Below are 17,331 nucleotides of genomic sequence, written 5' to 3'. Positions count from 1 at the left end.
CTAGTCACCTTCTTTCTACTTTTTCAAAATCGGAATTCAAATTTAATATTTCTGTTAGCCCTGTAATATCAAATAATCTTTTTAGCCTTTTAGACACACCAGTAAACTCTAGCTTCCCATCATTTTTCTTAACTGCTTTTAATAAAGCTATAAAAACTCCTAAGCCTGTACTATCCATATAATCTACGTTATGAAAATCTACTACAATATGAACCTCTTTTTCGCTTGTAATAGGCATTACCTTATTTTTTAAATCTGATGCCGTATACGCATCAATCTCACCATTAAGTTGTACCGTATAACCTACATCATTTTGCAAAATATTTATTGCCAAATTCATCATTTCCGCCCCCTTATCTCAAACTCTTATTATTTAATTACCCATAAAAATTAATTTTAAACATATTTTTTTATTTTCATTATAAATAAATTTTCTACACCTTTCTCGGCTTAACACTTAAAAAATACTATCAAATGTTTAAAACTTATAAATTTGTGTATGTATAATGTATAAACATTATTTTTAGGGGGATCTATCTATGGAAGAGCACAACTTTAAAAAGGGAGATTTCGTTCAATTTTCTTATCGACACGATCATGCTACAAAATTAGTTGGTTCCATTATTAACATACTAACGAATACAATTGTAGTTGATATAGGTAATAGCGAGGACTTATCTCATATAGAACCAAGGCAAGTCGTAAGAATAAATAATTGTAAAAAGGTAACGATGGTTTAATACATAATGAACACTCCCCCACTTAGCAAAGCTTGAAGTGGGGGTTTCTAACGTTTCGACCTAACGGACGATTAACGTCAGGGGAGTTAACACATTAGCGAGCTGTTTCACGCTTAACCCCTCTATCCCATTTGTCCATGCATTTGGGATTACTTTTCGTAAAATGTTAGCCGCAGCATTTACATCTGCATTAATTAAAGTTTTATTTGCTGAACGATATATACCGCGCTTTATTCGTTTTCCTGAAAAAGTTGTATTTTGGTCATTTTCTCCATACGTTGGAATGAAGTCGTTATCCAGAAAACTTGCTTTCGATGTATATGATTCTTCAGTTACAACAACTTGAATGCCTACAGCATTTGCTTTGTATGTAATCATTTGAATCAGTAAACTATGTGGGATATGACAAAACGATTGGTTATTTCTTTTCACCACCTTCACTTACGTTTAGAAGTGGGAGTCCTCTCGAAAGGCATATGATAGAAAGTGTAATTTTAATAAGCGGGGGCCTTCATCCCCCGCTCATTTCTATGTAGATTACATAAAAAAGCATCCAAATTAGTTTAATTGGATGCTTTTTTATGTATTTTTATCAGTTCATTAACTTTATAACTATATATAATAAACTTAAGATTACTATTTATTATCATACTTACGCCTTCCGCAGCATTCTAGAGAAGAATGTAACGATTAAAATAAAGACGATTGCACCTAATAACGCTGGAAGAATAAAGATGCCTCCCCATTCAGGACCCCAATGACCAAATAACGCACTACCTACCCAAGATCCGATTAATCCGGCAATCACGTTACCAACTATACCTAACGGAAAGTCTTTTCCTGTAATCATTCCAGCTAACGCACCAATAAGTCCACCTACAATACACGTAATAATAAGTCCCACAATTAAACCTCCTATATTCGTTTTATATTGGATTCATCAAGCTTTAGTATGTAACCAAAGCTTGATGAACATATATTATTCTTTATTATCTAATTCATCACTTATCTTTTGTTTCACTTTTCCGACTTTTTCTTTTATCGTTCCCTTCGTTTTTTCCCACTTACCTTCATTTTTCAACTCTCTATCTTCTGTAACTTCACCAATTCCTTCTTTTACTTGTCCTTTTTTCTTTTCAACTTTACCTTTAACTTGTTCTTTTAGTCCGTTCTCACTCATATTTACAATCTCCTTTTCGTAATAGATTTATAGATTTAAAGGATACAAATTTAAATAGAATACATGCATCTTCTTTCTTGTAACCATTCACCGACTCTTTCTAAATCCTTAACGAATAACAAGATTTTCCCTTCATCCAGTTTTTCTTCATAAAAGTTCGCTTCTTCCTCATTAAGCCCTAACTCTTGCATTTTATTTCTTAACTGATCTCCTGTTTTTTGAAAGACGTTAATAATGCTTGTCCCAAGTCCCTCCTCTTTTATCCCAATTGTATTCACGTCTGCATTGTCCGCAATTCTATCTGTCCTATCTTTCTCATGCGTTAATACGTAAATATCTTTTTGGTCTATTCCTTTTTTCACGAGATCATTCGCCGCATTCATGACCTCTTTCTCCGTAATAAATTCATATACAAAAGGTTTACTATACTTCGTTTCCATCTTTAACTTCCTCCTTTAAAATGAATTATTTGTTATATTATATGTAGTACACCCATTTTCGAAATGTTAAACATAAAATATGAAAAAAGTTATGTGAATTTTGATTTTAATAGAGAATGAACATCATCATTTACCACTTTAAAACACCTTCTCCTTACAATAACTACCTAAATTAACAGAAAATTTATATAATTAAACTTAAGGAGGGATACTATGAAAAAAATCATATCTATATGCGCACTAACCGCTCTATCTTTCACTTTAATAGGTTGTACAAGCACCTCGGCTACAGATAAAGCTTCGCAGGCTAAGCAAGAACATACACAAAATACCTTTCAATTAAATTCCGCTAATATTACAGACATTGAAATACTGAAAACAACAAATCATACTACTTCCAAATCTCAAACAGACAACGAAAAAATGATACAATCTATCGTTTCAGCAGTCCAAAAAGGCACTCCTAAACAAATCACACTAGATCAAAAAAAGAGAGAATCTGCACATTCTACTATTACTGTTACATATAAAGATGACTCAAAAGAAGAATTTCTTGTGTGGGCTGATAATAAGGAGCAAATTTCGATTGCTAAAGATGAGAAGAAAGATAAGGTAGAAGGTGTGATAGTGAATATTAAAGATGCTAAAATAATGAAGGATTTCTTTTAAAATTCTAATTAACGTTAAAAAAAAGTAGGATTACATCCTACTCTTTTTTTAATCATGCTCAATAAATAGACCTTTATAAAATCTATTTAAGGTCTAATTTTGCTAAATCATGTTGTAAAACATTGTTTCCTTCTTGTGGGTTAAATACGATTGCACTAAGACCAAAAACATTCGTAACAACATCTCTATCTTTCGGACGAATGATTCTTACTTCATAAGCAAAAAGTGCTGGAGGAAGAGCTGCTGAACGAAAAGTAACATATCGATTAGGTGGCAATGTTTGTGTTGAAGGGTCTATTAATGGTAACAATACCGGAGAACCAGATGACCAATCAAACATTTCAACTGTTACTCTACGAGTATCATCTGGATCAACATTCATAGCTTCAACAGTAAGAAATAACGTAGCGGAATGTCTACGTAATACACCCGTTGACAAAGTTTCATTGTGATGTTTATGACATCTTCCAGGAGGATGACCATAGCCATAGCTCATATCAATTCCCCCCTTTCATTTACAATTAAGGACAAGTATTCCTTATAATATATAATGCTAGTATTATTTTAATGAAAGGTATAAAAGCGGATTTCTATCTATTCGCTCTTAAAGAATAATATGGATTCTCCTGTTTTTCCTTTGAACTCCTGCTAAGAATAAATCTATTTTGAAAAGGACCTGCTCCATTTATTCGTAAAAAGCATAAAGTAAATGGAATCCGTTAAAACACATGAGTGAACCTTTGTTTTTCTCCTCCTATTTAAAGGAGGAACTTTTATGGGCTTTGGTGGTAGTTGTGGCGGCTGTGGCTTCGCTGGAGGATTTGCTTTATTAGTTGTATTGTTTATTTTATTAATCATCGTTGGAGCTGCTTGCTTCTGCTAAAAACTATCGAAAGGACACTCACGTGAGTGTCCTTTCTTCATGAAAAAAGCCCTACGCAATGTGCGGAGGTTCAAGTGTAACGAATACTTTAAAAATGTAGTATTACATTCCCCCCTCCAAAATGAACTTCGATGCTATAAATTTCGTTTAAGTGCAATCTTAATATTTTAGTTTAATAGCAATATGGTGAAACTTTATTCCAAACAATATTGCTATTGCACCAAAGTAAAACAAACTGGACAACCTAGATTTCAAAAGGAAGACACCTTAAAGGTTGTCTTTTCTTTATAAGTAAAAAAAGCCCGCCTATTTCCGTAGGCGGGCTTTATCTTTATTACACAATATGAAAGTATACTCTCTTTTTCTTTGAAATTTTATGTAATTATACATATTCATGAAAATAGAAGAAGTGAAATTGTACGTTTAGATACAGTTTGGCAACAAACTAACTGTTTTCTTGTGCATTAATAGACAACTACTGCAAGAGTTATAGTTTTTATGTTTTCATTTCCTTTTTGCATTTCTCTTTTAATTAGACGAATGCTTTTTTTAGTACATAATAAAAAATATCCAGAAAAACTGTCACAAAATCCGTTTTTCTGGTTTCTCTATAATACAGGTATCAAATTGAAAGTGAGGTTTAAACGAACATGTTAACCATAGAAAATGAAGAAAGTCAGGCTTCTGATATGACCTTTGAAGATTTATTTAAGCAGTACTATGCTTACGCTGTGAAACAAATCATCTGGATCGTTAAAGATCAATCTATCGCTGAAGAGTTAGCACAAGAAGTATTTTTACAATTATATCGTAGTGATTGGAAAGGGATTGAAAACATACCTGGATGGTTGATTAAATCTTCTACTTATGTAGCCTATAACCATTTTCGATCTGAAAAAAGGCAGCAAGCGAAGATTGATAAAGAAATACAATACCATGAAGTACAAAATGTTTCATCATTAGACGATGATTGGATAAGAAAAGAAGAAATTACAAAGGTCCAAACGATACTAAATAAAATGAATGATCGAGAACGAACCCTTTTACTAATGAAATTCTCTGGTTTTCAATATAAAGAAATTGCAGAAGTACTTCAAATTGAAATATCTTCTATTGGAACATTATTGGTCCGAGCCAAAATGAAATTTCGCAAGATTTATAAACAAATGGAGGAGGCATAACAAATGAAATGTTATGATATCGGGTTTATTCAAACATATATTGATGGAGAACTTTCTCATGATATAAGAAAGGAATTCACAAAACACCTAGATACATGTGAAGCATGCCAAGATTTATTAATAGAAATTAGTAAATTAAATCAATGGGAAAACGTAATGCTAGATGAAGAGTCTGCAAATTCACCACAAGAAATCAAAATTGATATAGAACAAGCATGGAAAACATTTGAAAGTCGTTCCAAGTTAGACAATGTTTCTAATATAAATCACAAAAAACAACAAAAGAAGGGAATCTTTACAAACATGAGTAAAAAATCAAAACGTTTCATTTATACAGCAGTAGCTGCAGCAGCACTTTTTACAGCAGCAATGATTCCACAAGTACAAGTGGCGGCTACAAATGTTGCTTCCTATTTTTCTAATGCAATTACAAATGATAAAGTTGTAAATGAAGGAATAAAAGATGAAAATGGTATCACACAAGATATGATGAAGAATGGTAAATATATTCCTATTGATGAAAAAATTACAGATCAAGGTATTACTGTACATCTCAAAGAAGTATTTATCGCAGATTCACGTATATCAGTTCATTATAGAATGGAAAAAGCGGACGGAAGTTTAGTACCATTTGAATTTGATACATCAGGATTAAATCTTGAGAGTGATGGTAAAATTGATGGGCAACAAGAGGAAAACCCTGAGATTAAAAATGACGGGAGACTATCATTTATCCATGATTCAGATGATTATCTTCCTTTTGAACTTATGGCAGCAGGTAAAAAGTTAGATAAAATAGGCATTCGTGATAATGATAGACCTGAAGGTGTTGCTACATTTGTTATAACTACTGAAGAAAAAGACGTTTTTAAACAGCCTCTTACTTTAGACGTAAATATAACTAGAATTGGAAAAGTAATTGGTTCTTGGAAAGCTCAAATTCCAATTGATACTTCACATTTGAAAAATAATACGAATTAACATGAAAAAAAGAATAGAACAATATGTATCTAATTCTCAGTTTATATGTTTCCTTGTTTTCGTTACATTTATTTCTTATATAGTTTTTATTTTATCTTTTATTTATGATTTAAGTTTATAACCTTAAATCAATCATTTAAAACCATTACAAGAAAAAGATCTCTAAAAAAGTGGGGGAATAAATAACCGGTTTCTTAACGTATAAGGAATCGGTTATTTTGTATTTAAAATGCGTCTAAACGTACAATTTTCTTTTTTGATATAGTGACCTCCAATACATCATTGTCCTTCTCTAATCTCATATCTATTTTAAGAAGAGTCATTTACAAATTCAAAAAAACCCTCAAAGCAGCTACTTTAAGGGGATTTCTCCTATCATCTTCTCTCTTCATACAATCGATTTGCTTTATACGAGCAAACGAAAAACATACATGTCGCAACGGGGATAAATATCAAAAAAAGTCCTCTCATTAATGCAAATGGCGTTTCAAATAAGAATGACCATAGAAATGATGCACCTTGCTTATCCCATAATCCTGGCGTCAAGTATAGTTCTTTCGGATTTACAAAGGCTCCTAAATTCATTGTATTACTATACATAAATAAAAATAATATCGGCAAATAACAGATCGCTAATTCTAAAAATGTTTTAGATAGACGCTTATACTTCCCTGCTCGTGACATTGGATCTGAAAAAATGTCATCTTCACTTTCTTCATCTACCTTTTTAAAATATTGCGTACCTGACCACCGATTACCAGCTATATGCTCCCAACCACTATCTTCAAATAATGTGCAGTAATTAATAAAATCACTTTTTCTACTAAATACTCTATGGTCTATTTTAATCGTCGCATCTTCCGGTTCTGTATATCTAAATGTATAACCAAATGTATTGCTTTCTAGTTGATAGCCTTTCCAAGCCATCTCTTCTAACCATTTTTCCTCTTTCTCAAAGTCTAAAAAGAATTTTAATCTCCACATCATCGTTTCCTCCTAACTATACGTGTAATAAACTTTTTGTAACCGCAATAATGTGCTGCATTCTCATAAAATCTAAATGCAATACTTCTTTCCCGCGTTCCGTAATGACATACACTTTTCTTCGTTTATCTTCACTTTTTACCGATTCTATTAACCCTTGTTTTAATAAATTTTCCACCGCACCATACAATGTACCCGCTGCGATTTTCACTTGATGATTACTCAGTTCCTCCACCTTTTGCATAATTAAATATCCATGAGCTGGCTCTAATAAAGCTAAAAGAACGTAATACGTTGTTTCCGTTAATGGTAAATTTTTATCTCTATTCATAAAGACCTCCAATGTAACGATAACTATATAGCCAAACTATATAGTTAAACTGTATAGTTTAATTTTATACAGTCTGACTGTATATGTCAAATGTAGGAATAACTTTATAACCCAAAACAAAAACGCTACCTTTTTAAAAGATAGCGTTTTTGTTTTACCCTTGCTTATTCTTCGCCTTCATTTGCTCATCAAGAGATTTTTTTTCAGTTTCTAACACACTCATATCACTTTTCAACTTTTGCGTTTCTTCAAAATGTTCATCTACTAATTTATTATATTCTTTCTCAGAGTACATTTTTTCACTGGTTGATGTCGTTTTCTCTTTCGTAACAACTACATTAATAATTACAAATAAGGCTACAATTCCTATTAACACAGCGAAAATCTTCTTTTTATTCATGATTAATCCTCTAAAATGTAAAATTCCAAAAATTATCATAACAGACCAATTCGCTTTCACCTGTCATATTTTGTCGAATCAATATAATAAAAAAAAGCATCTGAAACAGATGCTTTTTCTCATTCTTAATACGTAAACGTAATCGTCACTAAAGAATACCCTTCTTTCGCATTATACGACTCCGCTTTATAAGAAACACGGTTGGACCCTTGCGGATAACCGATTTCCCCAATTGCATTTTTCACATCTTGCAGCGCACCGTTCATTGATTGCTTATAAAGTACTTCTATCTTTTCTGGCTTTGCACTATAACGCTGCTGCATTTTATTTTTTAATTCAGTATAGTTATTTGCAATATATTCATTTCCTAAATAGTTTAACTTTGTATCTTTTAATATTTGCTGATATGCAGACGTTTTCGTACTACCTGCCGCAATTTTATTTGTCAGTGTACTATAATAATTTGTTGTAGCTTGCGGATAGTCTCCACGGTTCCACTCATGATTTCTTGCGATTTGTTCATCTGATAAATTGAAATACGAATACGTTACGCGGCCCTGCTCATCTGGAACCGGATCATCGAATGTTGTATCAAGGTGATACCATTTGTTTTCGATTTTCACTAAATTCCAAGCATGAGGTTGTCCGTCCCCAGTTCCTGTCACGAAATGATTTTCAATTCCTGCTTCTTTTAATAATTGATAAGTTAATAGTGCGTAACCTTGGCAAACCGCAGAACGATTTACAAGTGCTTCATATGCTGTGTAAGCTTTATAAGACGTATCATAAGAAACATGCTTTACTACGTAATCATGAATCGCCTTCACTTTTTCGTGATCATCCATTCCAACTTGAGTGATAGAAGAAACGATTGCTTTCACTTGTTTCATGACATATTCCGTCTGTTCTTTCGTTTCACGATATGTAATCTTAAGCGTAAACGTATAATTTCCAGGTGATCCAGAAAGTCCATATGAAACATTCGATCTATTATTATTTGTATACTCATTTTTACTTGCCACTTCTTTATATGCGTTAAAAAGTGTATTCATCACTTCGTCTGTATTATTATTTTTCGTTTTATATGGCAGTGTAATATTTGTCTCGTATGTATTAATACGCTTTTGTACTTCCTCTTTAAACGCTGTTAATAATGCCGCATCTCCTGTATCTTTCACATCAGCATTTTTATACTTCAAAGTTTTATATAAAAACTGCGCATACTGTTCACGTGTTACTGTGCCATACGGTTCAAAATTCCCGTTCCCTGTGCCATCTGCGATTCCATTTGACTGCACCGCACTAATTGCATTTTCTGCCCAAAATGGATTTGGAACATCCTTAAAGGTATGTTTTTGTTTTGCCGCAAGATGGAAAGCATTCGTAAGAATTTGTGCCATTTCTGCACGATTCACAGAAGCTTTCGGTCTAAATTGGCCATTTTCATCACCTTTAAAAACTCCTAAATTTGTTAAAGTTAATACCTCTTCTGGGAACATTGTAGAACTTTGATTAATATCACCGTAAGGATTTTTAAACGTAGACCCATCCTTTAATACGTAACGAGTTCCATCATTACTAAACGAGCCGCCTTGTTTATTTGGTACTAACACTCGATAAATTAAAGCCGCAACTTGCTCCCTTGTCGCAACATCTCCAAAACCAAATATCCCATTTCCATAACCGGAAATAATATTTTTACTCGCTAAATCTTTAATCGCAGGATATGACCAATGTGATGTCGGCACATCAGAAAAAACACCCACTTCAGCAGCTTTTACATCGCTGCCATTTGTATATAACAACGCACCACCAATAAGTGATAATGATGTAATTGATTTTAATAGTTTTGTATACATAATGTCTTCTCCCAATACGCTCTCTATTTTTGTTGGTTTATGTCGAAAAATCTAAAAATATGACAAAATATATTATACAATTAAAACTTTTTAAGGGATATATTAAATTTTAAAATATGCAAAAATTCATATTAATATATTTTTCCGTATTAATATTATGTTGTTTCGCTTGTGAATATATATAAGTAGTCAACACAAATAATAAAAAGACAGCTATCCATAGATAACTGTCTTTTTATTGAATTTAATTTAATTATTTTGAAAATCTAGCATACCCCAAGAAGTGCTTTTGAGTGTATGAACTATTTATCTTACTTTTAATTACACCTGTTGTTTCGTCAGCAGCATGAATATATTCACCATTCCCTAAATATATTCCTAAATGAGAAGGACCCGCTTTATATGTATTCTGTAAGAATACTAAATCTCCTGGTTGAGGATCACTTATTTTTGTAACCATTCCCCAATATCCAGCTACGCTTGTTCTTCCAATATTGTATCCATTATTTTTAAATACATAATAAATAAAACCGCTACAATCAAATGAATTAGGTCCACTATTTCCAAATACATATGGTTTTCCTAATTGTTTTAAAGCAAGGTCAACCACCCCAGAATTACCAGAATCTGTTTGGTTAAGATTAATCCACTTGTCGCCTTCCCATGTTTTAATCTTCAACCATCCACTAGTTGTCCCATCTATTATTCTAAAATTCTGTGGACTATATAATGCTCCAGCGTTTGCTTTACCTGAACTAAATGAAGGTTCATTATACGCATAGAAAGATTTATTTATAAATCTTTCTTCTCCATCTAGATTCATCCATTTCTCGCCTTCCCATGTTTTAACCTTTAACCATCCACTAGTTGTCCCATCCACAACTCTAAAATTCTGTGGACTATATAATGCTCCAGCGTTTGCTTTTGCTGCATTAAATGTAGCTTCGTTATACGCATAGAATGATTTGTTTATGAATCTTTCTTCTCCATCTGGATTGATCCACTTATAACCTTCATAAGTACTTACTTTCATCCAGCCATTTTCTTTTCTTTCTACTACTCCCCAATTTTGTGGGTTAAATGATGCTCCATAATTTGCTTTCTTTGCATTAAATGAAGGCTCATTATATGCATAAATCGTTTTGTTGACGGTAATTTGTTCAGCCGCAGGATTCATCCATTTTTCGCCTTCCCACGTCTTAAATTTAAGCCAACCATCTGTTGTTCCATCTACTATTCTAAATGTTTGTTGCCCGTACTTCGCTCCAGCATTCGCAACCTTTGATGAGAGAGAAGGTTCATCATATCCATAGAAATCTCCCATGACACGTTCTTCCCCATTTAAGTTAATCCAAACTGGACCTTCCCATGTTTCAATCTTCCACCAGCCATTATCTCTTTTTTCCACGACTCCTACATTTTGAGCACCATATTCTGATCCGCCATTTGTTTTAGCTGAATTAAAAGATGGCTCCTTATACCCATAGAATGATTGATTCACGGATTCTGAACTATTAGCAGCGTGAGTTACTATACTAAATGTCGAGATAGATAGAATTAAAAACAATAAAATTCCTATACTTTTCTTAAACATAAAAATATCCTCCCTTTTATTTTCTCTAATATATAATTTTCAAAGCTAAGAATAGATATACCCTATTTCATTATTTTAATTTTCACTTTTTTACGTCCCCATTCACGTGCTTGCTTTTCTGTAGGAAACAGAACATCAATTCTATTCCCTTTAATAGCTCCACCTGTATCTCCAGCAATTGCTTCACCGTATCCTTCAACCCAAACTTTCGTTCCTAGTTTAATAACTTTAGGATCAACTGCAATTAACTTGATGTTAGGATTTTTCCCTATGTCTATTCCAGTTGCCGTAATTCTTTCATGTGGTGGACTACCTTCTACGCTGTATGCAGTAGCTTCCACGTAGAATTCTACGCCTGTATCTTCCGCATTTAAATTAATCCACTTGTCGCCTTCCCATGTTTTAATCTTTAACCATCCACTAGTTGTCCCATCTATTATTCTAAAATTCTGTGGACTATATAATGCTCCAGCGTTTGCTTTACCTGAACTAAATGAAGGTTCATTATACGCATAGAAAGATTTATTTATAAATCTTTCTTCTCCATCTAGATTCATCCATTTCTCGCCTTCCCATGTTTTAACCTTTAACCATCCACTAGTTGTCCCATCCACAACTCTAAAATTCTGTGGACTATATAATGCTCCAGCGTTTGCTTTTGCTGCATTAAATGTAGCTTCGTTATACGCATAGAATGATTTGTTTATGAATCTTTCTTCTCCATCTGGATTGATCCACTTATAACCTTCATAAGTACTTACTTTCATCCAGCCATTTTCTTTTCTTTCTACTACTCCCCAATTTTGTGGGTTAAATGGTGCTCCATAATTTGCTTTCTTTGCATTAAATGAAGGCTCATTATATGCATAAATCGTTTTGTTGACGGTAATTTGTTCAGCCGCAGGATTCATCCATTTTTCGCCTTCCCACGTCTTAAATTTAAGCCAACCATCTGTTGTTCCATCTACTATTCTAAATGTTTGTCGCCCGTACTTCGCTCCAGCATTCGCAACCTTTGATGAGAGAGAAGGTTCATCATATCCATAGAAATCTCCCATGACACGTTCTTCCCCATTTAAGTTAATCCAAACTGGACCTTCCCATGTTTCAATCTTCCACCAGCCATTATCTCTTTTTTCCACGACTCCTACATTTTGAGCACCATACTCTGATCCGCCATTTGTTTTAGCTGAATTAAAAGATGGCTCCTTATACCCATAGAATGATTGATTCACGGATTCTGAACTATTAGCAGCGTGAGTTACTATACTAAATGTAGAAATAGATAAAATGAGAATTAATAGCAATGATACGCCTTTTTTAAACATATAAACTTTTCACCTCTTCCTTTTTTTAACAGTATATTACCATAAGTACATTAACATAAATTTCTTTATTTATCTATAATTTACCATATTGATCAGTAAACAATTTAGATTATTATATTTCTTTTAAACCTTCTCCATTCAAGGCATGATTGGGTTCAATGTAATATGAAATACAAGATATGCAATATTGCATATCTTGTATTTTTTATATTTAATTATTAATCTATTATTTTTTTATAAATCAGTATCTAATTTTTGCTAGTTACTCTTCTTTTTAAAATAACTATTTTATTCACTTTTTTGATACATTTACGAAACATTTCTCTGTTATCTTCATTAAGTTCTTTTCTTTTTATAATGTCGTGCGAGATATACCAACACAGGAAGCCCTAGCCCCCTAATCCTAGGGCTTCTTTTTTAATAAGGATTTTATGCATTTTATTATTCCCACCAACTTCCTAAATTTTATATTCAATATATAATAACATTCAGTTTATAGTATATTAATGGAACGTCACGTGTTTCAAATACAACATTTTTTGATGACCTTTATGTTATCAAGCCGGAGTAAAGCACCATTGGGTGTCTTTTCTTTTGTACATTATATCCATTAGAGCTCATTTTTTTTTACAAAACCCACCCTTTTGCTTCCGAAGGCGACAAGGAGTGGTTTTTTTGTTATCTTTTTCTAAAATTTGTTTCCTAAAAACATACGCAAAAACTTTACATACAATGGTTTTCACAAATTCTTTTAGAAGTTCAAACAAACCTCCATTAAAGATAGTTTTATTAAATTTTTCACTACTAGCCACAAAAATATCTTATAATCTTTATATAATAAATTACAGTATTAGGAGTAGATAAAATGCCAGTTACACTCGAACTTATTCTTTTCATTCTTATAGCAATTAGTGCTGTTGGCTATTTAATAAAAGAATTTCAAAAAACTAGGAAACGAACACTTGGAATTTCACTAGAATTTTTAGTTCTTTTCTGGTCAATATGGAGAATATCAACTCTCATAATCTAATTTATAAAACATGAATTCCTTCGAATGAAGTGAAACTTTAATCAGTGGGAGTTTTATTCATCCCCCACTGATTATTAGTTAAACCAATCGGGATTTTACGGGATAAATTTACCAGTATTTTTACCACAACATTCATGTTAAAATCCCTTGTGAGTACGACATAACTCGACCTTATGAAGCTCCGCAGCTTTTATCGCGGAGCTTTTTTTATTTAAATTAACGCTTTTGTTCACTTTTTTGATACATTTACGAAACATTCATATGTTACGTTATATAAGTCCTTTTTTAAATCATATTCATTCTAGCAAAAAGTCCTAGTCCCCCTAGGATTTTTTGCATTCAAATAATGAGTTGTCTTTTTTCTCAATAACCGAAGCTATTTAACGTGGTAAAATAATAATTGGACTGGCATCCAATACCATATTACAATGGAGCAAATCGCAAGAAGGCACCTTAGGGTGTCTTTTTTGTACATAAAAAAATCTTCCCATCTTATAGAAACGATAAGCCCTTTAAAACAATAATTGCAACTATATTAATTTTACATTACATTAAGGTTAGAGAATGTTCTTATTTTAATAAAGTGTTAAATAGTAGGTGGAAAAATGGAATTTAACGATTTGGGTATTACCATTAAAGAACTTAGAATCAAAAAAAATATATCACAATCCGAATTATGTCATGGAATATGTTCACAAAGTCAAATTAGCAAGATTGAAAAAGGTATGATTTATCCATCTAGTATACTGTTATATCAATTATCAGAAAGACTTGGTATTGATCCGAATAACATATTTGCACTAACTCAAAACAAAAGATTAAAATATGTAGAAAATGTAAAATATGTAATAAAAGATTGCTTAAAGCAAAAACAATATAAAGAACTTTATGAAATAGTAAAAAAAGAGAAAAACTTAAATAATTTTCAAACAAAAGATGAGAAACAATTTCTAATGTGGCATGAAGCAATTGCTATATTTATGGTGGATAAATCAATAAAAACTGCTTTAGATTTTTTAAATAATGCATTAAAACTGACTTTAACTAATTCTGATTTTTTATCAGAAAGAGAAATAGATATTATGCAAACAATGGCTATATTTTATGCAGAAAATAAAGAATATGAAAAAAGTATTAATATATTCAAAAGATGTTTAACTAATTTTAATAAATTAGATTTTCCTAGAGATAAAGAAATTAAATTAAAACTCATGTTAAATTTAGCAAAATGTTTCGACTTCACATATCAACATGAAGAGGCAATAAAGTACATTGATAAGGGTATCAAATTAGCAATTAATCTAAATACTTTATACCTATTAGGTGAACTATTCTATTTAAAAGGTCAGTGTTTATTAAAAATGAAACAACATAATGTAGAAGATGTTATTTATAACTGGAAAAAAGCATTATTTATATTTGAACTAACAGAAAAAGAATATTATACAAACGTGATACCAAATGAACTTATTGAATTACAAAATAAAAAACACTCATAATTTCGTAAAAACTACTTACAAAACCCACAGTAAAAATCCCTACAGCTTTTAAACTTAGATCGATAATATTAAAATTAATTTAAGCCGGCGGAAGGCACCTTTTGGTGTCTTTTCTTTATTTTTACAAGGACCTGTTCAATTAATTTTAAAAAACATAATAGGGGATATTGTTTTATTTATCTCATTTTCATTCATGCTATATGTAAAATTCGTTAATAAACCCACCTCAAATACTAGTTCCTTTTATAAGCTGTTTTTTTGATGTAGATGACATTATTCTCAATACAATAGAATGAATTATGGGAACATATTTAGCAATATATATCAAAAAACAATATTAAGAAAACCCCCTGCATCTGGATATCCTAAACTTCTTTCACCAACTACCACTCCTCTGCCGAACGATCTTTCACCGATAGATTGTATGCCGTGAATTGCTACTTGTAACATTTCAATTCAGATATACGACAGTAAAAAATACATCATCACAGTGTCAGCAAGCAAAAGTGTATTCTGCATTTCTGAAAACAGTAGATGGCAGATTGTGACCTACTGAATCTGCTAAGAAAGAATATACAAGAACATCCTTAACATCCTCTTTATTTCCACTAATGATGACATCAAGGAAATCTTCTACTTGAAATTCTGGAGTAAACAACACAATCTTAGTTGTTCTGTTTGGTTCTAAAGAAACAAAAGTACGAGAGATTTCAACTAATTCATTTTGAGTTGGGAAAAAGGTGTTTTGACTTCTCTTAACAGTTACCGTTACATTACTAGTATGGCAGCGTGAATCATTGTTTAACATAATGTTGAGAGCAGTTGGAATAATCCCATTTTCAGAAACTGGAACTCGAAACACTCCAGTAGATTTATGAGCCATATAATCAGATCCTTCCAAAATAAAATATATTTACAATATATTAGATGCAAAAAACGTTCATTTTGATATGGACAAATTATATGATTAATATATCTATAATAACCCTCGGTATTACTAAGCCAATGTTTTAAAAGATTAACAAATAATTACCTCTGCAAATTTAGAAAATATCTACACTTTTTACAAACATTATTACAATTAGATAAACTAAAGCAATATCTCATTAACAAAGGGACTCCATAATTGGAGTCCCTTTGTTAATGAGATATTAAAAATGATCAGCATGTGAATATTGTATAATTTCTTCCTTTTTTAGAGCATGTTGTGTATCACCTGTATTGTTACTAAATGATAATACTATCACTAATCCTAACGTCGCTAATATAAGCTTCTTCATTATTTTAACGCCCCTTTGCTTAGTAGTTTTTGTTTCGCTTCGTAACATACATCGAAATAATCACTAACTTTTTCATGCTTATTCAATTTGCTGCGACAACATCATTTGATAAAAATCATTAAGTTGTTGCATAACTGCTTCATGCATTAAAATATTTGTGCTCATATCACTACGTCCTCCTCAACTACTTCTATTTATCTAAAAATTACCATAATTATGCAAATTACATAATAGTTCAACCTCTAATTGTAAATCGATAAAAAACAACAGAATATTCCGAATCAAGAGAAGGGATTGGCTAACAAATGGTTACTGTATAAAAATAAAAAACTTGTGATATTGCTTTTATCATATTTGCTCTTATATATGGTTCTGTTACAAAGTTTGCTAAGTTAATATAAACTCTAGAAAAAATGAATAAAGATCACCACAGCTGAGCTATCTTTAATCCGTATAATAATATAAACATTCTATTAATTCATATTATTAATAAGGAAATACTTAAATATTCGATTTTTTTCTAAAAGTGTATTATACTGTAAATTGCTAAGGGATACATTTTAGTATTTTCTGGTAAATATTCAGTTTGTTAGGTTATTATTAGTATTACGGTAACGAAAACCTTATATTTCCCCTTGAAGATAAAGCATTAGCAGCAATTACATCGAGATATCATAATAATAATTATTTTCTTAACAATATCACGGAATTTTAATTCAGAAAATTCGAACCCTTAGGTAATATAAAGTGCTAAATAAAATATTTAGACAATTGAAGTCCAACAACGATTAGAAGATATATATATTAGAAAAGGAATTTTGGGAGATCTTATCCTATATAACTAATACATATAGCGTTGTATCTTTAAATCAATAAATTTTTCGATAAGCTAGTTAATAGATTATTGAATTTAATCTTTTAATAGAGTAAAAAAAATCAACTTTACATTCTA

The 17,331-nt window shown here is 31.6% G+C and carries 18 protein-coding genes and 3 pseudogenes; 6 read left to right on the top strand and 15 right to left on the bottom strand.

Annotated elements, in window-relative coordinates; all coding sequences use genetic code 11:
* Positions 1-4: 4 nt before the first annotated feature.
* Positions 5-343 carry an STAS domain-containing protein gene (locus BHV55_RS05425; protein ID WP_002060869.1) on the bottom strand — a complete coding sequence of 113 codons (339 nt, stop codon included), beginning with the start codon at positions 341-343 and terminating at the stop codon, positions 5-7.
* A 196-nt stretch (positions 344-539) separates the two neighbouring features.
* Between BHV55_RS05425 and BHV55_RS05420 the strand changes: the two genes are divergently transcribed.
* The gene (locus tag BHV55_RS05420; RefSeq protein ID WP_070757249.1) at positions 540-740 is read left to right on the top strand and encodes a methyltransferase; all 201 of its coding nucleotides are present in this window, start codon (positions 540-542) and stop codon (positions 738-740) included.
* Positions 741-800: 60 nt separating this feature from the next.
* On the opposite strand, the pseudogene BHV55_RS05415 reads toward BHV55_RS05420, so the two are convergent.
* The 4 genes and pseudogenes from BHV55_RS05415 to BHV55_RS05400 form a co-directional block, all read right to left on the bottom strand.
* Positions 801-1,169 (bottom strand): annotated as a pseudogene (locus BHV55_RS05415) (zinc ribbon domain-containing protein); the annotation flags it as partial.
* Between the two features lie 223 nt (positions 1,170-1,392).
* On the bottom strand, positions 1,393-1,644 hold the full coding sequence (locus tag BHV55_RS05410) for a GlsB/YeaQ/YmgE family stress response membrane protein (RefSeq protein WP_000522902.1): 252 nt from the start codon (positions 1,642-1,644) through the stop codon (positions 1,393-1,395).
* A gap of 75 nt (positions 1,645-1,719) precedes the next feature.
* Entirely contained in the window at positions 1,720-1,920 is a 201-nt protein-coding gene (locus tag BHV55_RS05405) for a CsbD family protein (protein WP_001293468.1), read from the bottom strand.
* Between the two features lie 50 nt (positions 1,921-1,970).
* Complete coding sequence (locus BHV55_RS05400) at positions 1,971-2,360, bottom strand: YflT domain-containing protein (protein WP_000448802.1); 390 nt, start codon at positions 2,358-2,360, stop codon at positions 1,971-1,973.
* 213 nt (positions 2,361-2,573) lie between these two features.
* Between BHV55_RS05400 and BHV55_RS05395 the strand changes: the two genes are divergently transcribed.
* Positions 2,574-3,029 carry a hypothetical protein gene (locus tag BHV55_RS05395; RefSeq protein ID WP_000720849.1) on the top strand — a complete coding sequence of 152 codons (456 nt, stop codon included), beginning with the start codon at positions 2,574-2,576 and terminating at the stop codon, positions 3,027-3,029.
* Between the two features lie 82 nt (positions 3,030-3,111).
* Here BHV55_RS05395 and BHV55_RS05390 read toward each other — a convergent pair whose 3' ends face one another.
* Positions 3,112-3,525, bottom strand: a complete 414-nt coding sequence (locus tag BHV55_RS05390; RefSeq protein ID WP_000120204.1) for a hypothetical protein — start codon at positions 3,523-3,525, stop codon at positions 3,112-3,114.
* Positions 3,526-3,804: 279 nt separating this feature from the next.
* On the opposite strand from BHV55_RS05390, the gene BHV55_RS05385 reads away from it, so the two are divergent.
* The 3 genes from BHV55_RS05385 to BHV55_RS05375 all read left to right on the top strand — a co-directional run bounded on the left by BHV55_RS05385 (position 3,805) and on the right by BHV55_RS05375 (position 6,074).
* Positions 3,805-3,912: a YjcZ family sporulation protein gene (locus tag BHV55_RS05385; protein WP_000505670.1), complete on the top strand. Its 108-nt coding sequence runs from the start codon at positions 3,805-3,807 to the stop codon at positions 3,910-3,912.
* 650 nt (positions 3,913-4,562) lie between these two features.
* The gene (locus BHV55_RS05380; protein ID WP_070757251.1) at positions 4,563-5,093 is read left to right on the top strand and encodes an RNA polymerase sigma factor SigX; all 531 of its coding nucleotides are present in this window, start codon (positions 4,563-4,565) and stop codon (positions 5,091-5,093) included.
* Positions 5,094-5,096: 3 nt separating this feature from the next.
* Entirely contained in the window at positions 5,097-6,074 is a 978-nt protein-coding gene (locus tag BHV55_RS05375) for a DUF4179 domain-containing protein (protein WP_070757252.1), read from the top strand.
* Between the two features lie 375 nt (positions 6,075-6,449).
* Here BHV55_RS05375 and BHV55_RS05370 read toward each other — a convergent pair whose 3' ends face one another.
* The 6 genes and pseudogenes from BHV55_RS05370 to BHV55_RS05345 form a co-directional block, all read right to left on the bottom strand.
* The gene (locus tag BHV55_RS05370) at positions 6,450-7,061 is read right to left on the bottom strand and encodes a DUF2812 domain-containing protein (protein ID WP_002060866.1); all 612 of its coding nucleotides are present in this window, start codon (positions 7,059-7,061) and stop codon (positions 6,450-6,452) included.
* Between the two features lie 13 nt (positions 7,062-7,074).
* Positions 7,075-7,389 carry a PadR family transcriptional regulator gene (locus BHV55_RS05365; protein WP_001078063.1) on the bottom strand — a complete coding sequence of 105 codons (315 nt, stop codon included), beginning with the start codon at positions 7,387-7,389 and terminating at the stop codon, positions 7,075-7,077.
* A gap of 175 nt (positions 7,390-7,564) precedes the next feature.
* Positions 7,565-7,789: pseudogene (locus BHV55_RS05360) on the bottom strand (hypothetical protein); the annotation flags it as partial.
* Positions 7,790-7,914: 125 nt separating this feature from the next.
* A complete protein-coding gene (locus BHV55_RS05355) occupies positions 7,915-9,648 on the bottom strand; it encodes an S-layer homology domain-containing protein (RefSeq protein WP_070757254.1) in 1,734 nt (577 codons plus the stop codon).
* Positions 9,649-9,901: 253 nt separating this feature from the next.
* Positions 9,902-11,242, bottom strand: coding sequence for a C40 family peptidase (locus BHV55_RS05350; protein WP_070757255.1), 1,341 nt, complete (start codon positions 11,240-11,242; stop codon positions 9,902-9,904).
* Positions 11,243-11,304: 62 nt separating this feature from the next.
* Positions 11,305-12,570 carry a 3D domain-containing protein gene (locus BHV55_RS05345; RefSeq protein WP_070757256.1) on the bottom strand — a complete coding sequence of 422 codons (1,266 nt, stop codon included), beginning with the start codon at positions 12,568-12,570 and terminating at the stop codon, positions 11,305-11,307.
* Between the two features lie 1,635 nt (positions 12,571-14,205).
* Here BHV55_RS05345 and BHV55_RS05340 point away from each other — a divergent pair.
* A complete protein-coding gene (locus BHV55_RS05340) occupies positions 14,206-15,099 on the top strand; it encodes a helix-turn-helix domain-containing protein (protein WP_048567819.1) in 894 nt (297 codons plus the stop codon).
* A gap of 366 nt (positions 15,100-15,465) precedes the next feature.
* Here the strand turns inward: BHV55_RS05340 and BHV55_RS27840 are convergent.
* From BHV55_RS27840 to BHV55_RS27650, 3 genes and pseudogenes are all read right to left on the bottom strand, one after another.
* A pseudogene (locus BHV55_RS27840) lies at positions 15,466-15,552 on the bottom strand (dihydroxyacetone kinase, ATP-dependent); the annotation flags it as partial.
* A 40-nt stretch (positions 15,553-15,592) separates the two neighbouring features.
* Positions 15,593-15,982: a hypothetical protein gene (locus tag BHV55_RS05335; protein WP_048567818.1), complete on the bottom strand. Its 390-nt coding sequence runs from the start codon at positions 15,980-15,982 to the stop codon at positions 15,593-15,595.
* Positions 15,983-16,250: 268 nt separating this feature from the next.
* Positions 16,251-16,379 carry a hypothetical protein gene (locus tag BHV55_RS27650; protein ID WP_000733538.1) on the bottom strand — a complete coding sequence of 43 codons (129 nt, stop codon included), beginning with the start codon at positions 16,377-16,379 and terminating at the stop codon, positions 16,251-16,253.
* Positions 16,380-17,331: the final 952 nt, after the last annotated feature.

The organism is Bacillus sp. RZ2MS9, from assembly GCF_001816185.2.
Classification (GTDB): Bacteria; Bacillota; Bacilli; order Bacillales; family Bacillaceae_G; genus Bacillus_A; species Bacillus_A cereus.
The sequence above is the reverse complement of the archived record's forward strand: the minus strand, read 5'-3'. Positions and strand labels throughout refer to the sequence as shown.

Excerpts from the sequence above, each read along its gene's own strand:
- BHV55_RS05425 (WP_002060869.1), bottom strand. The coding sequence starts at position 343 with ATGATGAATTTGGCAATAAATATTTTGCAAAATGATGTAGGTTATACG.
- BHV55_RS05420 (WP_070757249.1), top strand. The coding sequence starts at position 540 with ATGGAAGAGCACAACTTTAAAAAGGGAGATTTCGTTCAATTTTCTTAT.
- BHV55_RS05405 (WP_001293468.1), bottom strand. The coding sequence starts at position 1,920 with ATGAGTGAGAACGGACTAAAAGAACAAGTTAAAGGTAAAGTTGAAAAG.
- BHV55_RS05400 (WP_000448802.1), bottom strand. The coding sequence starts at position 2,360 with ATGGAAACGAAGTATAGTAAACCTTTTGTATATGAATTTATTACGGAG.
- BHV55_RS05395 (WP_000720849.1), top strand. The coding sequence starts at position 2,574 with ATGAAAAAAATCATATCTATATGCGCACTAACCGCTCTATCTTTCACT.
- BHV55_RS05390 (WP_000120204.1), bottom strand. The coding sequence starts at position 3,525 with ATGAGCTATGGCTATGGTCATCCTCCTGGAAGATGTCATAAACATCAC.
- BHV55_RS05385 (WP_000505670.1), top strand. The coding sequence starts at position 3,805 with ATGGGCTTTGGTGGTAGTTGTGGCGGCTGTGGCTTCGCTGGAGGATTT.
- BHV55_RS05380 (WP_070757251.1), top strand. The coding sequence starts at position 4,563 with ATGTTAACCATAGAAAATGAAGAAAGTCAGGCTTCTGATATGACCTTT.
- BHV55_RS05375 (WP_070757252.1), top strand. The coding sequence starts at position 5,097 with ATGAAATGTTATGATATCGGGTTTATTCAAACATATATTGATGGAGAA.
- BHV55_RS05370 (WP_002060866.1), bottom strand. The coding sequence starts at position 7,061 with ATGATGTGGAGATTAAAATTCTTTTTAGACTTTGAGAAAGAGGAAAAA.
- BHV55_RS05365 (WP_001078063.1), bottom strand. The coding sequence starts at position 7,389 with ATGAATAGAGATAAAAATTTACCATTAACGGAAACAACGTATTACGTT.
- BHV55_RS05355 (WP_070757254.1), bottom strand. The coding sequence starts at position 9,648 with ATGTATACAAAACTATTAAAATCAATTACATCATTATCACTTATTGGT.
- BHV55_RS05350 (WP_070757255.1), bottom strand. The coding sequence starts at position 11,242 with ATGTTTAAGAAAAGTATAGGAATTTTATTGTTTTTAATTCTATCTATC.
- BHV55_RS05345 (WP_070757256.1), bottom strand. The coding sequence starts at position 12,570 with ATGTTTAAAAAAGGCGTATCATTGCTATTAATTCTCATTTTATCTATT.
- BHV55_RS05340 (WP_048567819.1), top strand. The coding sequence starts at position 14,206 with ATGGAATTTAACGATTTGGGTATTACCATTAAAGAACTTAGAATCAAA.
- BHV55_RS05335 (WP_048567818.1), bottom strand. The coding sequence starts at position 15,982 with ATGGCTCATAAATCTACTGGAGTGTTTCGAGTTCCAGTTTCTGAAAAT.
- BHV55_RS27650 (WP_000733538.1), bottom strand. The coding sequence starts at position 16,379 with ATGAAGAAGCTTATATTAGCGACGTTAGGATTAGTGATAGTATTATCA.